The sequence below is a fragment of the Alsobacter sp. R-9 genome (assembly GCF_054612375.1).
Genome location: NZ_JBTSWJ010000005.1, coordinates 66,401 through 83,012, shown reverse-complemented (window position 1 = coordinate 83,012; position 16,612 = coordinate 66,401). Strand labels below are relative to the sequence as shown.

The following is a 16,612-nucleotide window of genomic DNA, read 5'->3' as shown; positions in this document are numbered from 1 at the left end:
GCGCCGGGTGACAGGACGAGCCGCCTTCGCCATAACCGGGCGCATCGCCCGCCGACAGGACCCGCCATGACCGCTTCGAGCCCCTCCACCTCCCGTACCGGCGGTCAGCTGATCGTGGACTGCCTCGCCGCGCAGGGCGTGCGCCACGTCTTCTGCGTGCCGGGCGAGAGCTATCTCGCCGTCCTCGACGCGCTGCACGACGCGTCGATCGAGGTCACGGTGTGCCGGCAGGAGGGCGGCGCGACGATGATGGCGGAGGCCCACGGCCGCCTCACCGGACGGCCCGGCATCGCCATGGTGACCCGCGGACCGGGGGCGACCAACGCCTCGGCGGGCATCCACATCGCCGAGCACGACTCCACGCCGCTCATCCTTTTCGTCGGCCAGATCGAGCGCGGCGTGAAGGGCCGCGGGGCGTGGCAGGAACTCGACTACAAGGCCGTGTTCGGCTCCATGACCAAGTGGGCCGTCGAGATCGACGAGGTCGCGCGCATTCCCGAGATCATCTCGCGCGCTTTCCACATCGCGATGCAGGGCCGCCCCGGGCCCGTCGTCATCGCGCTGCCGGAGGACATGCTGCTGGAGGCCACCACCGCTGTCGCCGGCCCTCGGGTGGACGCGGTCGAGACATGGCCCGGCCTGACCCAGATGGCCGACCTGCAGAAGCGGCTCTGGGCGGCGGAGCGGCCGATCCTCGTTCTCGGCGGAGGCGGCTGGAGCGAGCAGGCCTGCGGCCGCGTGCGCCGCTTCGCCGAGCGGTTCGACCTCCCCGTCGCGACCTCGTTTCGGCGCTCCATGCTCTTCCCGGCCGACCATCCGAACTACGTCGGCGAGATCGGGCTGGGTCCGAACCCCAGGCTGAAGGCGCGGATCGAGGCTGCAGACCTCGTCGTCGTCGCCGGCGGCCGCATGGCCGAGGTTCCGTCCCAGGCCTACACGCTGTTCGACGTGCCGTCCCCGCGGCAGGCGCTGGTGCACGTCCACGCCGACGCGATGGAACTCGGCAAGGTCTACCACCCGGCGCTGGGCATCAACGCCACCCCGCCGGCCTTCGCCGCGGCATTGGAGACGGTGCAGCCGCCCAACGAGATCCGCTGGCGGGCCGAGACGCGGCAGGCGCGCGAGGACTATCTCGCCTGGACCGAGCAGCCGGCGCCGATCCCCGGCCGCTTCCAGTACGGCGAGGCCATGGTCTGGCTGCGCAACCGCCTGCCGGCGGACGCCATTGTCACCAATGGCGCCGGCAACTACGCGATCTGGGTCGGCCGCTTCATGCGGTTCCGGCGCTTTGCCACGCAACTCGCCCCCGTCTCCGGTTCGATGGGCTACGGCCTGCCCGCCGCTGTGGGCGCGAAGCGGCTCTTCCCCGATCGGACGGTGGTCTGCTTCGCCGGCGATGGTTGCTTCCTCATGCACGGGCAGGAGTTTGCGACCGCGGTGCAGTACGACCTGCCGATCATCGTGGTCGTCGTCGACAACGGCATGTACGGCACCATCCGCATGCACCAGGAGCGGGAGTACCCGGGCCGCGTGTCCGGCACCCGGCTGCGCAACCCCGACTTCGCGGCCTATGCCCGCGCCTTCGGCGGGCACGGCGAGCGCATCGAGACCACGGCGGAGTTCGAGCCGGCATTCGAGCGAGCGGTAGCCTCCGGCAGGCCGTCGATCCTGCATGTGATGATCGACCCTGAGGCGATCACGCCCGCGACCACGCTGGCGAAGATCCGCGACGCGGCGCAGGCGAAGGGCTGATCCGGCTCAGAGCGCCGTGCGGCGGGCGACGCCGGTGACGGCATAGAGCCCCAGCGCGGCGACGCCGAGCACGGCCATGGTGGCGGGAAGCGCCACGGCCCCGAGCGGCACGGTGAGGCCGACGAAGACGCCCACCACCGCGCCGAGCATCATCTGCACCAGCCCGAGGAACGAGGAAGCCGCCCCGGCCCGGTCGCCGAAGGGTTGCATCGCGGCGGCCATCGCGTTGGGCATGAGCAGCCCGACGCCGAACGTGTAGATCGCCATGGGCGCCGCGACCTCGAGGAACGACCCCGTCCGCAGCAGCACCAGGCCGAGCATCACGAGGCTGCCGGCCGCGAGGCACGCCGCACCGATGCCCACTGTCCCGTCGAGACCCCTGGAGCCCACCAGCCGGCGGCCGATCACGGTCCCCGTGATATAACCGCAGACGGCGAAGGTGAAGGACATGCCATAGACGATGGAATTCAGGCCGTAGAAGCCTTGCAGCACGAAGGAGGACCCGGAGATGAAGGCGAAGAGCCCGCCATAGGTCAGCGCCGACAGGGCCACGTAGACGAGGAAACCGCGGTGGGGCAGAAGCGAGGCGAAGGAGCGGGCGATGCCGAGCGGCGACAGGGAGGCGTCGGAGCGCTGGCGAAGCGTCTCCGGCAGCAGGGCCCAGACGACGCCGACCAGCGCGATTGCGCCGGCCGTCGTGACGAAGAAACTGGCCCGCCAGCCGTAGAGAGCCTGCAGGACGCCGCCCAGCGTCGGCGCGATGGCCGGCACCACGCCCATGATCGTGCCCATGCGGGCCAGTTCGCGGCCGGCGCGCGGGCCCTCGTAGAGGTCGCGGACGATGGCGCGGGCGAGGACGATGGGCCCCGAGGCGCCGAGCGCCTGCAGGAAGCGGCCGGCGATGAGCCAGTCGATCGTGGGCGCGAGGGAGCACAGCGCCGTGGCCACGATGTAGAGCACGAAGCCGGCCAGCAGCGGCGGACGCCGCCCGTAGCGGTCCGCAAAGGGGCCGTAGACAATCTGCCCGCAGGCGAATCCCAGCAGGAACACCGACAGCGTGAGCTGGGTGTGGGCGGTTGAGGCCCCGAGCGTCACCGAGATGTCCGGCAGCGACGGCAGGTACATGTCCGTCGACAGCGGGCCCAGCGCCGTCATCAGCGCGAGCACGACCGTCAGTGCGAAGGTGTCGGGCCGCAAGGGCATCGGGGAGGCGCCACCGGGGAAGGGGGATGCCGGGGTGTAGCGGCCAGCGGTGGCCCTGTCGACCCGCACCGCGGCGCGGGAGCCATGCGCGGGGGCTCAGCGGTAGCGGTGCAGGGCCGTTCCGTGCCTTTTCAGCCAGGCCTCGGCCTCGTCGGTGCGCGGCGCGAGGCGGTGCACGATCCGCCAGAAGCGGGGGGAATGGTTCATCTCCTTGAGATGCGCCACCTCGTGTGCGGCGAGGTAGTCGAGCACGAAGGCGGGCGCCAGGATCAGCCGCCACGAGAAGTTGAGCCGTCCCGCCGCCGAGCAGGAGCCCCACCGACTCGTCGTGTCGCGCAGCGTGATCTTGGCTGCGCGCTTGCCGAGCGCCGTGGTGTGCCGCAGCACGGCAGCCTCGAGGTCGCGCTTGGCCTCGCGCTTGAGGAAATCGAGGATGCGGCGATGCGTGTGTTCCGCCGCTCCCGCCACGGCGAGCACGCAACGGCCGTTCTCGTGCGTCTCGACCCAGACCGTGCCGCGGGCCTTCGGCCGGTGTTCGATGTGGTGGTTGATCCCGCGCAGCGGGACCACCGCGCCCGGAACGAGATCGACGGCCGCCGGAAGCTTGGCCATGCGGGCGGCGATCCAGCCGCCATGCCGGCGGGCGAAATCGGCCGCGCGGGCGAAATCGGCGCGGGTCGGCAGGGTGAGGACCACGTCGCCGGTGGCGGCGCTGACGCGCAGCGTGAACCGGCGCGCCGCGGCGGCGCGCTTCACGACGACCCGGAACACCTCGCCCGCGTGGGCGACGTCCAGATGGGCTGGCTCGGCCGGCGGCGCCGGCCGGCGCAGGCGGGAGCGCAGGCCGAGAATCATGCGCCGATGGTGCTGCAATGCAGCGGGAAAGTCATCGGCCCCGCTGGAGCCTACCCGCCATGCGGTCTCGTCAGGGTCCGCGAGACGGCATCGCGCCAGCCCGCGACCTTGGCGGCCCGTGCGGTGGCGTCGAGCGTCGGGGTGAACCTGTTCTCGAGCCGCCAGAGGTCGGCGAAGCGGTCCGGCTCGGGGAAGACGCCGGCCGAGAGGCCCGCGAGATAGGCGGCTCCGAGCGCCGTCGTTTCCTTCACCACCGGGCGGTCGACCGGCACGCCCAGGATGTCCGCGAGGCGCTGCATGGCCCAGTCGGAGGCGGTCATGCCGCCGTCGACGCGCAGTACGGTCCGGGCGTCCGCAGCGCCCGGCCAGTCGGCCTGCATGGCGTCCAGCAGGTCGAGCGTCTGGTAGCACACGCTCTCCAGCGCCGCCTTGGCGATCTCCTTCGGCCCCGTCGCCCGGGTGAGGCCGTAGAGGGCGCCGCGGCACTCGGCGTCCCAGTAGGGAGCGCCCAGGCCGACGAAGGCCGGAACGAGGTACACCGCCTGCGCCGGGTCGGCCTGGTCCGCCAGCGGGCCGCTCTCGGCCGCCGACTTGATGATTCCGAGCCCGTCCCGCAGCCACTGGACAGCCGCGCCGGCGATGAAGATGGAGCCCTCCAGCGCGTAGGTGCGCTTGCCGCCGAGCTGGTAGGCGATCGTCGTCAGCAGCTTGTTGCGGGAGGCGACCGGGGCGTCGCCCGTGTTGAGCAGGGCAAAGCAGCCGGTGCCGTAGGTCGACTTCATCATGCCGGCCGAGAAGCAGGCCTGCCCCACCGTCGCCGCCTGCTGGTCCCCCGCGATGCCGCGCACCGCGACCGGTCCGCCGAGCAGATCGGGCACGGTCGTGCCGTAGTCGGCGGAGCAGTCCCGCACCTGCGGCAGCATTGCCATCGGCACGCGCAGGAGCCGGCAGAGGTCCTCGTCCCAGGCGCCGTGATGGATATCGAACAGCAGCGTGCGGGACGCGTTCGTCGCATCCGTCGCGTGCACGGCGCCGCCCGTCAGGCGCCACAGGATGAAGCTGTCCACGGTCCCGAAGGCGAGTTCGCCCCGCTCCGCGCGGGCCCGCGCGCCCGGCACGTTGTCGAGAATCCAGGCGATCTTGGTGCCCGAGAAGTAGGGATCGAGCAGCAGGCCCGTCCGCGCCGAGACGAGCGCCTCGTGTCCGGCGCGCTTCAGCGTCGCGCAGGTGTCGGCCGTGCGGCGGTCCTGCCAAACGATGGCCCGGTGCACCGCCTTGCCCGTGGTGCGGTCCCAGACGACGGTGGTCTCGCGCTGGTTGGTGATGCCGATGCCCGCGAGGTCCTTCGCCGCGAGCCCGGCCCTGGCCATGGCCTCCCGGCACACCGCGAGCGTGGTCGCCCAGAGGTCCTCGGGCTCGTGCTCGACCCACCCCGACGCCGGAAAGTGCTGCGGGAACTCCTGCTGCGCCACCGCCGCAATCGAGGCGTCCGGCCGGAAGACGATGGCTCGGGACGAGGTGGTGCCCTGGTCGATGGCGAGAATGGCGGTCATGCGTCCTCCCGGACCCGCGTGCCCTGGACCGGCCGCCGGGTCGTCATGCTGCGGCCCGCGAGTGGCCCTGTTCGATGGCCTGCGATTTAGCTATGGGACGGCGGCCCCCGCAAGCTGCGGCCGGCCGAGGGACCCGTCAGACCCCCATGCTCGAACTCGCCGGCCTCTTCGCCGCCGCCTTCCTCTCGGCGACGCTGCTGCCGGGCTCCTCCGAGGCCGCCCTGCTGGGGCTGCTGGCAACGGGCCGCGTCGGCACGGCTGAGGCGCTGGCCGTGGCAACGCTCGGCAACACGCTGGGGTCCTGCGTCAACTGGGCCGTCGGCCGATGGCTCGGGCACTGGAAGGACCATCCGCGCTTCCCGGTGCCGCGCGACCGGTTCGACCGTTACGCCGACTGGTACCGCCGCTGGGGCGTCTGGTCTCTGCTGCTGTCGTGGGCCCCCATCGTCGGGGACCCGCTGACGGTGCTCGCCGGGGTCTTCCGCACCCCGTTCTGGCTCTTCGTGCCGGTCGTCGCGGTGGCCAAGCTCGCCCGCTACCTCGTGCTGGCCGGGGCGCTGGCCGCCGTGCAGTAGGGCGGCTCAGGCCTTGCCGGCACCGCTGCGGATGTACTCCACGATCCCCGAGAAGTCCTTTCCCGAGAAGCCCGCCTCGTTGAAGGCCTCGTAGAGCGCCGCGGCATGGGCGCCGAGCGGCGTCGCGGCGCCGGCAGCACCGGCGGCTTCCTGCGACAGCTTGAGGTCCTTCAGCATCAGCGCCGCGGCGAAGCCGGGGTTGTAGCCGTTGTTGGCCGGGCTCGTCGGGACCGGGCCCGGCACGGGGCAGTAGGTCGTCAGCGACCAGCACTGGCCGGACGAGGTCGAGGCCACGTCGAACAGCGCCTGGTGCGACAGGCCGAGCTTTTCGCCCAGCACGAAGGCCTCGCTGACCGCGATCATCGAGATTCCGAGGATCATGTTGTTGCAGATCTTCGCCGCCTGCCCGGCGCCGGCCGCGCCGCAATGCACGACCTTGCGGCCCATCCGCTCCAGCACGGGCCGGGCCACGGCGAACGCCCCCTCCTCGCCGCCGCACATGAAGGTGAGGGTGCCGGCGGTCGCCCCGCCCACGCCGCCGGAGACCGGCGCATCGACCGAGAGCATGCCGGCCGCGGCGGCGGCCGCGTGCGCCGCCCGCGCGCTGTCGACGTCGATGGTCGAGCTGTCGATGAACAGCGTGCCGGGCTTCGCCTTCGCCAGCACGTCGCCCCACACGGAGAGGACATGCTTGCCGGCCGGGAGCATGGTCACGACGACCTCCGCCTCGCGCACGGCGTCGGCGGCGGAAGGCGCGATGGCAACGCCCGCCTGGGCCGCTGCCTCCGCGTTGGCGGCGACGAGGTCGAAGCCAATGACCCGGTGTCCCGCCTTCACGAGGTTGGCGCTCATCGGCGCGCCCATGTTGCCGAGGCCGATGAAGGCGATGGTGGACATGCGTTCCTCCTGGTCGGATGGGTCCTTGATGCGTGTTCAGGTCGTCAGCGACGCCACTTCAGGAGGCCGCCGACGAGCAGGAACGCGTAGCTCCACAGCATCAGGGCGCCGAACACCTTGTCCATGACCGGGTCGAGCGCCTTGAAGACGATGGCGAAGTGCGAGGTGACCGCGGCCATCGCGATCAGCCCCGGCAGCGCGATGAGGATCGCCGACATCGGCCTCTCGCTGCCGCGCGCCGTGCAGACGAAGGGGCCGACGAGGCCCAGCAGCAGGCCGATGCCGGCGCCGGCGGCGAAGTTGGTCTGGAACGGGCTGCGCCCGTCGATGAAGAACTGCGGCCCGTACAGGTGGAAGCCGGCGAGCACGGCAGCGGCCAGCACGAAGCCGAGGAGGACCGAGCGCAGCGCCATGGTTCAGGTGCCGCTGCCCTGCCCGCGGCCGACCAGCCCGCGCGCCACGATGAGTCGCATGATCTCGTTGGTCCCTTCGAGGATCTGGTGCACGCGCAGGTCGCGGACAATCTTCTCGATCCCGTAGTCGGCGAGGTAGCCGTAGCCGCCGTGCAGTTGCAGCGCCTCGTTTGCCACCTCGAAGCCGACGTCGGTGCCGAAGCGCTTGGCCATGGCGCAAAGCTGCGTCGCCTGCGGGTCCTTCGCGTCGAGCGCGGCGGCCGCCCGCCACAGGAAGGTGCGGGCCGCCTCCAGCTCGGTCGCCATGTCGGCCAGCCGGAACTGCAGGGCCTGGAAGTCCTGCAGGCGCTTTCCGAAGGCCTTGCGCTCGCCCATGTAGGCCAGCGACCTGTCCAGCGCCGCCTGCGCCCCGCCGAGCGAACAGGCGGCGATGTTGAGGCGCCCGCCGTCGAGGCCGGCCATGGCGATGCGGAAGCCGATGCCTTCGGGGCCGAGTCGGTTGGCCACCGGCACGCGGCAGTTCTCGAGGATCACCTGGCGGGTCGGCTGGGCGTTCCAGCCCATCTTCCGCTCGTTGGCGCCGAACGAGAGGCCGGGCGTGTCCTTTTCGATCACCAGCGTCGAGACGCCGCCGGCTCCGTCCTCGCCGGTCCGCACCATCGTCACGTAGATGTCGGAGACGCCCGCGCCGGAAATGAACTGCTTCACGCCGTCCACGACGTAGTGGTCGCCGTCGAGGCGGGCCCGCGTGCGCAGCGCCGCGGCGTCCGAGCCTGCGCCGGGCTCGGTGAGGCAGTAGCTGGCGATCGCCTCCATGGTCGTGAGCTTCGGCAGCCAGCGGGCCCGCTGCTCGGCGGAACCGTAGGTGTCGATCATCCACGCGGCCATGTTGTGGATGGAGATGAACGCCGCGACCGTGGGGCAGCCCGTGGCCAGCGCCTCGAAGATCAGCGCGGCGTCGAGGCGCGTCAGCCCCGAGCCGCCCACGTCGTCGCGGACGTAGACGCCGCCCATCCCGAGCGCCGCCGCCTCCCGCATCACGTCGACGGGAAAGTGCTTGCGCTCGTCCCACTCCACGGCGTGGGGCGCGAGGTTGTCGGCGGCGAAGGCGCGGGCCATGTCGCGGATGGCGACATGGTCCTCGGTCAGCGCGAACGGGTTCATCGGGCGGCCTCTCGACGGGCAGAAGACCGGCGGAAACGGGGCGGTGCCCCGAGCCCGCCCCGCGACCTCAGCGCATCGTCGGGATGACGAACTCGGCGCCGTCCTTGATGCCCGACGGCCAGCGCGACGTGACCGTCTTCGTCTTCGTGTAGAAGCGGAAGGCGTCCGGGCCGTGCTGGTTCAGGTCGCCGAAGCCGGAACGCTTCCAGCCGCCGAAGGTGTAGTAGGCCAGCGGCACCGGGATCGGCACGTTGACGCCGACCATGCCGACGTTGACGCGCGCGGCGAAGTCGCGGGCCGCGTCGCCGTCGCGCGTGAAGATGGCGACGCCGTTGCCGTACTCGTGGTCGTTGGCCAGCGCCAGCGCCTCGTCATAGGCCTTGGCGCGCACCACGGAGAGGACCGGGCCGAAGATCTCCTCCTTGTAGATGCGCATGTCCTTCGTCACGTCGTCGAAGAGGCATCCACCCATGTAGAAGCCCTTCTCGTAGCCCTGCATGGTGAAGCCGCGACCGTCCACCTTCAGCGTCGCGCCCTCCTTCACGCCGAGGTCGACGTAGGACTTCACCTTGTCGAGGTGCGCCTTGGTGACCAGTGGGCCGAAGTCGGCGGACGGGTCCGTGGACGGGCCGACCTTGAGGCTCTCGACGCGCGGGATCAACTTCTCGACCAGCGCGTCGGCGGTGGACTTGCCGACGGGGACGGCAACCGAGATCGCCATGCAGCGCTCGCCGGCCGAGCCATAGCCCGCGCCGATGAGGGCGTCGACGGCCTGGTCCATGTCGGCATCGGGCATGATGATCATGTGGTTCTTCGCGCCGCCGAAGCACTGCACGCGCTTCCCCGCCGCGCAGCCGCGCGTGTAGACGTACTCGGCGATCGGCGTCGAGCCGACGAAGCCGACGGCCTTGATGTCCGGGTCGTCGAGGATGGCGTCGACCGCTTCCTTGTCGCCGTTGACGACGTTGAGGATGCCGGCCGGCAGGCCGGCCTCGAGGAACAGCTCGGCGATGCGCAGCGGCACCGACGGGTCGCGCTCGGACGGCTTGAGGATGAAGGCGTTGCCGGCCGCGATCGCCGGGGCGCACTTCCACAGCGGGATCATCGCCGGGAAGTTGAAGGGCGTAATGCCGGCGACCACGCCGAGCGGCTGGCGCATCGAATAGATGTCGATGCCGGGGCCGGCGCCCTCGGTGTACTCGCCCTTCATCATCTGCGGCGCGCCGATGCAGAACTCGACCACTTCGAGGCCGCGCTGGATGTCGCCCTTGGCGTCGGCGACGGTCTTGCCGTGCTCCTTGGCCAGCACTTCGGCGAGGCTGTCGTACTCCTTGGCCACCAGCTCGAGGAATTTCATCAGCACGCGGGCGCGCCGCTGCGGGTTCGTCGCCGCCCAGCCGGGTTGCGCCGCCTTGGCGTTCTCCACCGCGGCGCGGACCTCGTCGCGCGAGGCGAGCGGCACGCGGGACGCGACCTCGCCGGTCATCGGCCAGAAGGCATCGGTGAAGCGGCCGGAGGTGCCGGGCACGCGCTTGCCGCCGATGAAATGGGTGAGTTCCGCCACCATGCTGATCCTCCCTGGACCTGGACCGGGTGCCCTCGCAGGCTCTTGCCTCGCGGGCTCTTGCCGCTCCCGTAGCATTGCCATGGACGCACGGCTATGGGAACTTTTCGCCACAGCCCGTGCGGATATGCCCATACGACCGGGGCCGCGCCGGCGGGGGGAACAGTGCGCATGAGCGGCTTCGACTGGGACGACCTGCGCTTCTTCCTCGCGGTGGCGCGCGCCGGGAGGCTCACGCTCGCGGCGCGGCGGCTCGGGGCGGACCATGCGACGGTCAGCCGGCGGATCACGGCCCTGGAAGCCGCCCTCAAGGCGACGCTGTTCGAGCGCCGGCCGCAGGGCTACACGCTCACGCCCCATGGCGAGCGGCTGGTGGCCGCGGCCGAGGCGATCGAGGCCGCCGCGCTCTCGGCCTCCGCCGAGATCGGCGGCGCCGACCTCGCCCTCTCCGGCACGGTCCGCCTCGGCGCGCCGGACGGCTTCGCCGCGACCTTCCTTGCCGGGCGGATCGCGCGGTTGATGGAGCGCCATCCCGGCCTCGACCTGCAGGTCGTGGCCATGCCACGGCTGCTGTCCCTGTCGAAGCGCGAGGCGGACATCGCCATCACGCTGGCGCCGCCGAAGGAGGGACGGGTCGTCGCCCGCCGCCTCGCCGACTACCGGCTCGGCCTGTACGCGGCACGCTCCTACCTGGGCAAGGCGCCGCTCATCACGGGCCGGGAGGATCTCTTCCGCCACCCCGTCGTCGGCTACATCGACGACCTGATCTTCATGCCGGAACTCGACTATCTCGATGAGATCGCGAAGGGGCTGCGGCCGCGGCTCCAGCTGTCGTCGCTCGTGGCGCAGATGGAGGCGACGGTCGGCGGGGCGGGCCTCTGCGTGCTTCCGCACTTCATGGCCGCGCGCCGCCCGGAACTGGCGCCGGTCCTGCCCGGCGACGTCGAGCTGACCCGCACCTTCTGGTTGATCGTCCACGCCGAATCGCGCGACGTCGCGCGGGTCAGGGCCGTGGTCGATTTCCTCGTCCGGGAGGTGAAGGCGGCGCGGGCGCTGCTGGCGCCGGAAGGGCTCAGGGCCGCCGGTTGAGAGGACCCGCCACCTCGGCTAAACCAGCATCATGAACAGCCCGGCCACCGCCCACTCCACCCTCGCCCTCGACTTCGTGGACATGCACACGGCAGGCGAGCCGGTGCGGATCGTGACCGGCGGCTATCCCGACCTGGCGGGCGAAACCGTCCTCGACCAGCGCCGTGACGCGCGGGCGCGCTTCGACCGGCTGCGCCGTGCCATGATGCTCGAGCCACGGGGCCACGAGGGGATGTACGGGGTCATCCCCGTCCGCCCGTCCCACCCCGGCGCGGCGATGGGCGTGCTCTTCGTCCACAACGAGGGCTACTCGACGATGTGCGGCCACGCGACCATCGCGCTCGGCCGCTACGCCATCGACCAGGGACTTGTCGCCCCGGTCGAGCCCGAGACCCGCTTCGTCATCGAGGCGCCGTGCGGGCCGCTCGCGCTGACCTGCGTGGTCCGTGACGGCGCGGTGGCGCGGGTCTCCTTCGAGAGCGTGCCGGCCTTCGCCCACGCCCGCGACGTCGCCGTTCCGGTGCCTGGGCGCGGCACCATCCTCACCGACATCGCCTATGGCGGCGCCTACTACGCCATCCTGCCGGCGTCGCGGCTGGGGCTCGACTTCTTCGCGTCGCCCGTCTCCGCGTTGCTCGACGCCGCCGCGGCCCTCACCGACACGATCCGGGCGACGATGACGATCCGTCATCCCGCCGAGCCGGACCTCGGCTTCCTCTACGGCACCATCGTCACCGACGAGGCCCTGCCGGGCGAGGAGAGCTGGAACCTCTGCGTCTTCGCGGAGCGGCAGATCGACCGCAGCCCCACCGGCTCGGGCGTCACCGCGCGCATGGCGCTGGACTATGCCAAGGGTCTCGTTTCCATCGGTCAGGCGCGGGTCTTCCGCGGCATCTCGGGCGAGCCGTTCAGCGGGCAGGTCTCCCGCGAGGATCCGGGCATGGAGGGCGCCGTCCGCGTCGTCGTCGGCGGACAGGCCCACTACACCGGCCGGGGACGCTTCGTCGTCGAGAACGGCGACCCGCTCGGCTACGGTTTCACGCTGCCAAAGCGCTTCGGCGACGTTCGCTGAACGGTCGCGCCGGCGACCTCAACCCCCGAACAGGCGGTCGAAGAAGTTGCGCTGCGGCGGCGGCTGCGGCGCGGAGGAGCGCGCCGTCGCGGGGCCGGCTCCGGGGATCACCCCCGGCGGACGCAGCGCGTCATCCTGCGCCACGGTCGCCGTGGCGCGCGCCGGCGGCAGCGGCGCGGCGGTGCCGGGCTGCGACGCCGCGGGCGCCAGCACCGTGGCCGGCGGCCTGGGGATCGAGCCGACCTGCGCGGGCTGCGGCATCGGGATGGGGGCGGGTGGCGTCAGCACCAGCGGCCCGGAGGACGGCCGCAACGGCGCCGCGGCGACGGGCGCGCCGGCGCCGGGAGCGACCTCCGGCACGCCGGCCGGGGGAACCGGCGCCGTCGGCTCGGGAAGGATGGCGCGCCATCCGTTCGGGCCACCGCCGGGAAGCGGCGTCACGGGCTGGCCGGCCAGCGCCGTCTTCATGAACCGGCTCCACACCTCGGACGGCAGGTTCGAGCCCGAGACGCGCTTGGTGGCGGACGAGTCGTCGTTGCCGAGCCAGACGCCGGCCACGAGCGAGCCCGTGTAGCCGACGAACCAGGCATCGCGGTACTCCTGCGTCGTGCCGGTCTTGCCCGCGGCCTCCCAGCCGGGAAGCTCGGCCCGGCGCGCGGTGCCCGTGACCAGCGTCTCCCGCAGCATGGCGTTCATCATGGCCACGGCCGACGGGTCCAGCACCCGGCCGAGGCCCGTCCCGGTTCGCGAGTAGACGAGTTCGCCCGACACCGTCTTCACCTGCCGGATCACGTAGGGCATCACGCCGATGCCGCCGTTGGCGAAGGGAGCGTAGGCGGCCACGAGCTCGATGGGCGCCACCTCCGACGTGCCGAGCGCGATGGAGGCGTTCGGCTCGAGCTTCGAGGAGATGCCGAGGCGCTGGGCGGTCTTCACCACCGCCTTCGGCCCCACTTCCACGGCGAGCTTCACCGCGACGGTGTTGATGGAAAGGGCCAGCGCCTGCCGCAGCGTCACGGCGCCGCGATACTCCTTCGTCGAGTTCTCCGGAGACCAGCCCTTGATGGTGATCGGCGAATCCTCGCGCACGGTGTCGGGCGTCAGGCCGTGCTCGACCGCCGTCAGGTAGACGAAGGGCTTGAAGGCCGAACCCGGCTGGCGCTTCGCCGCTACCGCCCGGTTGAACTGGCTCTCGGTGTAGTTGCGGCCGCCGACGAGCGCGCGCACGGCGCCGTCGGGTTGCATCGCCACGAGGGCGCCCTGGCTGACGTTGAACTTGTCGCCCTTGGCGGAAAGCTCGTCGACGAGCGCCTTCTCGGCGGCCGCCTGCATCATCGGGTCGATCGTCGTCTGCACGACGATGTCCTTGTCGATGGTGCCGATGAAGTCGTCGAGCACGTCCATCACGTAGTCGGCGGCGTAGTTCACCGATCCGGCGCCGCCCGGCCGCACGGCCTCAGGCGGGTTGGAGAGGGCGATCTTCGCCATCTGGTCGGTGATGAAGCCGTCGCGCGCCATCGCCGCCAGCACGAGTGTCGCGCGCGCCTGCGCCGCCTCGGGATTGCGGTTGGGGGCGAGGCGCGATGGCGCCTGCACCAGTCCGGCCAGGATCGCCGCCTCGGACAGCGTCGCCGAGCGGGCCGACTTGCCGAAGTACTTCTGCGCAGCAGCCTCGACGCCGTAGGCGCCCGAGCCGAAGTAGACCCGGTTGAGGTAGAGCTCGAGGATCTGGTCCTTCGAGTAGTTGTGCTCCAGCCAGATGGCGAGGATCGCTTCCTGGATCTTGCGGGAGGCGGTGCGCTCCTGCGTCAGGAACAGGTTCTTGGCGAGCTGCTGCGTCAGCGTCGAGCCACCCTGCATCGAGCTGCCGGTGCGCGTCACGTTGCGGAACACGGCGCGGGCGATGCCGACCGGGTCGATGCCCTCGTGGTCGTAGAACCGCCGGTCCTCGATCGCGACGAAGGCCTTGGGCAGGTAGGGCGGCAGTTCCTTCAGCGTCACTGTCCGGCCGCCGGTCTCGCCCCTGTTGGCGAGCAGCGAGCCGTCGGCGGCGAGGATGGCGATGTTGGGCGGGCGCTTGGGCACCGCGAGCTGGTCGATCGGCGGCAGCTTGGAGGCGTGGTAGGCGATCAGGCCGACGAGGCCGATGACGAGCCACAGGCCGGCGACGGCGCTCCAATAGGCGAGGTGACCGAGGAGGCTACGGCCGCGGCGGCCCGATCTGCCCTTGCGAGCACTCTTTCCCCCGCCCTTGCGGGCTGCCGGTGTCTCGCTGCGGGTTCGGCTGCGGCTCATGGCGGCGTCCGTCGGCTCCTCGGTGGCATCCGGTTCGTCCGCCTCGACCGGCTGCGCGACGGGTGCGCCCCGCGCCCGCCGCCGGTCCACGGCGAGCGGATCCTCCCCCGGCCGGATCGACGGGGCGAAGGAGGGTTCGACCCTCTGTCCGCCCGTCCGCCTGGCCTGCGGCACTGCGCCGGGACGGTCCTCGCGGGTCAGCCGCAGGTCGTCGCCGGCGCGCGAGGACGCATTGCCGAAGGTCGGCTCGCGCCGTTCCCCGCCGCTCCCGCGCGGTGAGTCCCCCATGCCCTTTGCGCCCCGTTCTGGCTCCTGCCGGCCCGGTCCCCGGGTGCGGTCCCGGAGCCGTCGCGACGCAGGAGTGACAGGCTAATTGCGGCGAATTAAGGGGTGGTTAAGGATCGCGGCCGGCTCAGGCTGCGACCGGCTGGGGCTTGGTCAGCAGGCGGCACAGCCGCGCCACCGTCGCCTTCATCTCGTGGCGATGCACCACCATGTCGACCATGCCGTGGTCGCGCAGATACTCGGCGCGCTGGAACCCTTCGGGCAGCTTCTCGCGGATCGTCTGCTCGATGACGCGCGGCCCGGCGAACCCGATGAGCGCGCCGGGCTCGGCGATGTGGATGTCGCCCAGCATGGCGTAGGAGGCCGTGACGCCGCCGGTGGTCGGGTTCGTCAGCACGACGATGTAGGGCAGCCGCGCGGCCCGCAGCCGCTGCACCGCCACCGTGGTGCGCGGCATCTGCATGAGGGAGAACATGCCCTCCTGCATGCGCGCGCCACCGGACGCGGCGAACATCACGAAGGGCGTGCGGCGGTCGACGGCCGTCTCCAGCCCCTTGATCACCGCTTCGCCGGCGGCCATGCCGAGCGAGCCGCCCATGAAGTCGAAGTCCTGCACGCCGATGGTCAGCGGCACGCCCTCGACGAGCCCGTGGCCCACCTTCACGGCGTCCGTGGCGCCGGTTTTGGCGCGGGCGTCCTTCAGGCGATCGACGTAGCGCTTCTCGTCGCGGAACTTCAGCGGGTCGACCGGCACGTCGGGCAGCGGGATGTCCTCGAACTGACCGTCGTCGAACATCGAGCGCAGCCGGGCCGGGGCGGCCATCCGCATGTGGTAGTCGGAGCCGGGGATGACGAACTGGTTCGCCTCGACGTCCTTGTGGAACACGAGCTGGCCCGAGTCCGGGCACTTGATCCACAGATTCTCCGGCGTCTCGCGCTTCAGGAACGACCGGATCTTCGGCCGCACCACGTTGGAGATCCAGTTCATCGGGCTCGTGGTGTCCATGGTCCCTCCGCGGGCTTGAACGGGATCGGGCGACGGCTCAGGCGGCGGCCTTGGCGACGCGGCGGACGCCGGCGGCGATGTCCGCGACGAGGGCCGCCACGGCGCCGGGCGTCGCGGCCGTGCCCCGGCCCTCGGCATCGAGCGACGTCCGCACGGCCTCGACGAGCGCCGTGCCCACGACGACGCCGTCGGCGCTGCGGGCGATGGTCTCGGCCGAGTCGGCGTTCTTCACGCCGAAGCCGACCGCCACCGGAAGGGGCGTATGGCGCTTGATGCGGGCGACGGCGGCGTCGACCTTGCTGTAGTCGGCGATGGCCGCTCCGGTGATGCCCGTGATCGAGACGTAGTAGACGAAGCCCGAGGTGTTCGCGAGCACGGTCGGGAGGCGGTGGTCGTCCGTCGTCGGCGTCGCCAGCCGAATGAAGTTCAGCCCCGCCGCGAGCGCCGGCTTGCACAGCTCGGCGTCTTCTTCCGGCGGCAGGTCGACCACGATGAGGCCGTCGACGCCGGCCTCGAGCGCGTCACGCAGGAAGGCATCGACGCCGTAGACGTAGATCGGGTTGTAGTAGCCCATCAGGATGATCGGCGTGTCCTTGTCGCCGGCCCGGAAGTCGCGCACGAGCTGCAGCGTCTTGCGCAGGGTGGTGCCGGCCTTGAGCGCCCGCAATCCCGCCGCCTGGATGGCGGGTCCGTCCGCCATCGGGTCGGTGAAGGGCATCCCCAGCTCGATCAGGTCCGCGCCCGCTGCGGGCAGCGCCTTGACGATGGCGAGCGAGGTCGCGAGGTCGGGGTCGCCGGCCATGACGAAGGTCACGAGGGCGGCGCGGCCCTCGGCTTTCACGGCGGCGAAGCGGCGGTCGATGCGGGTCGTCGTGCTCATGGCGCGCGT

General features: G+C 71.6%; 14 protein-coding genes. 4 read left to right on the top strand and 10 right to left on the bottom strand.

The genetic code is table 11. The features are described 5' to 3' along the window. Nucleotides 1-66 precede the first annotated feature (66 nt). Nucleotides 67-1,752 (top strand): thiamine pyrophosphate-binding protein, encoded by a 1,686-nt coding sequence (locus tag ACX9GQ_RS09990; RefSeq protein ID WP_459629382.1) that lies wholly within the window; start codon nucleotides 67-69, stop codon nucleotides 1,750-1,752. A gap of 6 nt (nucleotides 1,753-1,758) precedes the next feature. On the opposite strand, the gene ACX9GQ_RS09985 is transcribed toward ACX9GQ_RS09990, so the two are convergent. From ACX9GQ_RS09985 to glpK, 3 genes are all read right to left on the bottom strand, one after another. Beyond that, nucleotides 1,759-2,955 carry a multidrug effflux MFS transporter gene (locus tag ACX9GQ_RS09985; RefSeq protein WP_459629381.1) on the bottom strand — a complete coding sequence of 399 codons (1,197 nt, stop codon included), beginning with the start codon at nucleotides 2,953-2,955 and terminating at the stop codon, nucleotides 1,759-1,761. 96 nt (nucleotides 2,956-3,051) lie between these two features. Beyond that, complete coding sequence (locus ACX9GQ_RS09980; protein ID WP_459629380.1) at nucleotides 3,052-3,810, bottom strand: M48 family metallopeptidase; 759 nt, start codon at nucleotides 3,808-3,810, stop codon at nucleotides 3,052-3,054. A gap of 50 nt (nucleotides 3,811-3,860) precedes the next feature. Beyond that, nucleotides 3,861-5,363 (bottom strand): glycerol kinase GlpK, encoded by a 1,503-nt coding sequence (gene glpK, locus ACX9GQ_RS09975; protein ID WP_459629379.1) that lies wholly within the window; start codon nucleotides 5,361-5,363, stop codon nucleotides 3,861-3,863. A gap of 146 nt (nucleotides 5,364-5,509) precedes the next feature. Here glpK and ACX9GQ_RS09970 point away from each other — a divergent pair, with 146 nt between their 5' ends. Next, nucleotides 5,510-5,938 (top strand): YqaA family protein, encoded by a 429-nt coding sequence (locus tag ACX9GQ_RS09970; RefSeq protein WP_459629378.1) that lies wholly within the window; start codon nucleotides 5,510-5,512, stop codon nucleotides 5,936-5,938. A 6-nt stretch (nucleotides 5,939-5,944) separates the two neighbouring features. On the opposite strand, the gene mmsB is transcribed toward ACX9GQ_RS09970, so the two are convergent. The 4 genes from mmsB to ACX9GQ_RS09950 form a co-directional block, all read right to left on the bottom strand. Beyond that, nucleotides 5,945-6,835 carry a 3-hydroxyisobutyrate dehydrogenase gene (gene mmsB, locus ACX9GQ_RS09965; RefSeq protein ID WP_459629377.1) on the bottom strand — a complete coding sequence of 297 codons (891 nt, stop codon included), beginning with the start codon at nucleotides 6,833-6,835 and terminating at the stop codon, nucleotides 5,945-5,947. A gap of 44 nt (nucleotides 6,836-6,879) precedes the next feature. Further along, entirely contained in the window at nucleotides 6,880-7,248 is a 369-nt protein-coding gene (locus ACX9GQ_RS09960; RefSeq protein ID WP_459629376.1) for a DUF5367 family protein, read from the bottom strand. Nucleotides 7,249-7,251: 3 nt separating this feature from the next. Then, a complete protein-coding gene (locus ACX9GQ_RS09955) occupies nucleotides 7,252-8,412 on the bottom strand; it encodes an isobutyryl-CoA dehydrogenase (RefSeq protein WP_459629375.1) in 1,161 nt (386 codons plus the stop codon). A gap of 67 nt (nucleotides 8,413-8,479) precedes the next feature. Continuing rightward, entirely contained in the window at nucleotides 8,480-9,979 is a 1,500-nt protein-coding gene (locus tag ACX9GQ_RS09950; RefSeq protein WP_459629374.1) for a CoA-acylating methylmalonate-semialdehyde dehydrogenase, read from the bottom strand. A 168-nt stretch (nucleotides 9,980-10,147) separates the two neighbouring features. Between ACX9GQ_RS09950 and ACX9GQ_RS09945 the strand changes: the two genes are divergently transcribed. Both ACX9GQ_RS09945 and ACX9GQ_RS09940 read left to right on the top strand, forming a co-directional pair. After that, entirely contained in the window at nucleotides 10,148-11,065 is a 918-nt protein-coding gene (locus ACX9GQ_RS09945) for a LysR family transcriptional regulator (protein WP_459629373.1), read from the top strand. Between the two features lie 31 nt (nucleotides 11,066-11,096). Beyond that, nucleotides 11,097-12,137 carry a proline racemase family protein gene (locus tag ACX9GQ_RS09940; protein WP_459629372.1) on the top strand — a complete coding sequence of 347 codons (1,041 nt, stop codon included), beginning with the start codon at nucleotides 11,097-11,099 and terminating at the stop codon, nucleotides 12,135-12,137. An 18-nt stretch (nucleotides 12,138-12,155) separates the two neighbouring features. Here ACX9GQ_RS09940 and ACX9GQ_RS09935 read toward each other — a convergent pair whose 3' ends face one another. From ACX9GQ_RS09935 to trpA, 3 genes are all read right to left on the bottom strand, one after another. Continuing rightward, nucleotides 12,156-14,720: a transglycosylase domain-containing protein gene (locus tag ACX9GQ_RS09935; RefSeq protein ID WP_459629371.1), complete on the bottom strand. Its 2,565-nt coding sequence runs from the start codon at nucleotides 14,718-14,720 to the stop codon at nucleotides 12,156-12,158. A gap of 124 nt (nucleotides 14,721-14,844) precedes the next feature. Beyond that, nucleotides 14,845-15,705 carry an acetyl-CoA carboxylase, carboxyltransferase subunit beta gene (gene accD / locus ACX9GQ_RS09930; protein ID WP_459629590.1) on the bottom strand — a complete coding sequence of 287 codons (861 nt, stop codon included), beginning with the start codon at nucleotides 15,703-15,705 and terminating at the stop codon, nucleotides 14,845-14,847. A gap of 55 nt (nucleotides 15,706-15,760) precedes the next feature. Further along, nucleotides 15,761-16,603, bottom strand: a complete 843-nt coding sequence (gene trpA / locus ACX9GQ_RS09925; protein ID WP_459629370.1) for a tryptophan synthase subunit alpha — start codon at nucleotides 16,601-16,603, stop codon at nucleotides 15,761-15,763. Between the last annotated feature and the right edge of the window lie 9 nt (nucleotides 16,604-16,612).

Excerpts from the sequence above, each read along its gene's own strand:
- ACX9GQ_RS09990 (WP_459629382.1), top strand. The coding sequence starts at position 67 with ATGACCGCTTCGAGCCCCTCCACCTCCCGTACCGGCGGTCAGCTGATC.
- ACX9GQ_RS09985 (WP_459629381.1), bottom strand. The coding sequence starts at position 2,955 with ATGCCCTTGCGGCCCGACACCTTCGCACTGACGGTCGTGCTCGCGCTG.
- ACX9GQ_RS09980 (WP_459629380.1), bottom strand. The coding sequence starts at position 3,810 with ATGATTCTCGGCCTGCGCTCCCGCCTGCGCCGGCCGGCGCCGCCGGCC.
- glpK (WP_459629379.1), bottom strand. The coding sequence starts at position 5,363 with ATGACCGCCATTCTCGCCATCGACCAGGGCACCACCTCGTCCCGAGCC.
- ACX9GQ_RS09970 (WP_459629378.1), top strand. The coding sequence starts at position 5,510 with ATGCTCGAACTCGCCGGCCTCTTCGCCGCCGCCTTCCTCTCGGCGACG.
- mmsB (WP_459629377.1), bottom strand. The coding sequence starts at position 6,835 with ATGTCCACCATCGCCTTCATCGGCCTCGGCAACATGGGCGCGCCGATG.
- ACX9GQ_RS09960 (WP_459629376.1), bottom strand. The coding sequence starts at position 7,248 with ATGGCGCTGCGCTCGGTCCTCCTCGGCTTCGTGCTGGCCGCTGCCGTG.
- ACX9GQ_RS09955 (WP_459629375.1), bottom strand. The coding sequence starts at position 8,412 with ATGAACCCGTTCGCGCTGACCGAGGACCATGTCGCCATCCGCGACATG.
- ACX9GQ_RS09950 (WP_459629374.1), bottom strand. The coding sequence starts at position 9,979 with ATGGTGGCGGAACTCACCCATTTCATCGGCGGCAAGCGCGTGCCCGGC.
- ACX9GQ_RS09945 (WP_459629373.1), top strand. The coding sequence starts at position 10,148 with ATGAGCGGCTTCGACTGGGACGACCTGCGCTTCTTCCTCGCGGTGGCG.
- ACX9GQ_RS09940 (WP_459629372.1), top strand. The coding sequence starts at position 11,097 with ATGAACAGCCCGGCCACCGCCCACTCCACCCTCGCCCTCGACTTCGTG.
- ACX9GQ_RS09935 (WP_459629371.1), bottom strand. The coding sequence starts at position 14,720 with ATGGGGGACTCACCGCGCGGGAGCGGCGGGGAACGGCGCGAGCCGACC.
- accD (WP_459629590.1), bottom strand. The coding sequence starts at position 15,705 with ATGAACTGGATCTCCAACGTGGTGCGGCCGAAGATCCGGTCGTTCCTG.
- trpA (WP_459629370.1), bottom strand. The coding sequence starts at position 16,603 with ATGAGCACGACGACCCGCATCGACCGCCGCTTCGCCGCCGTGAAAGCC.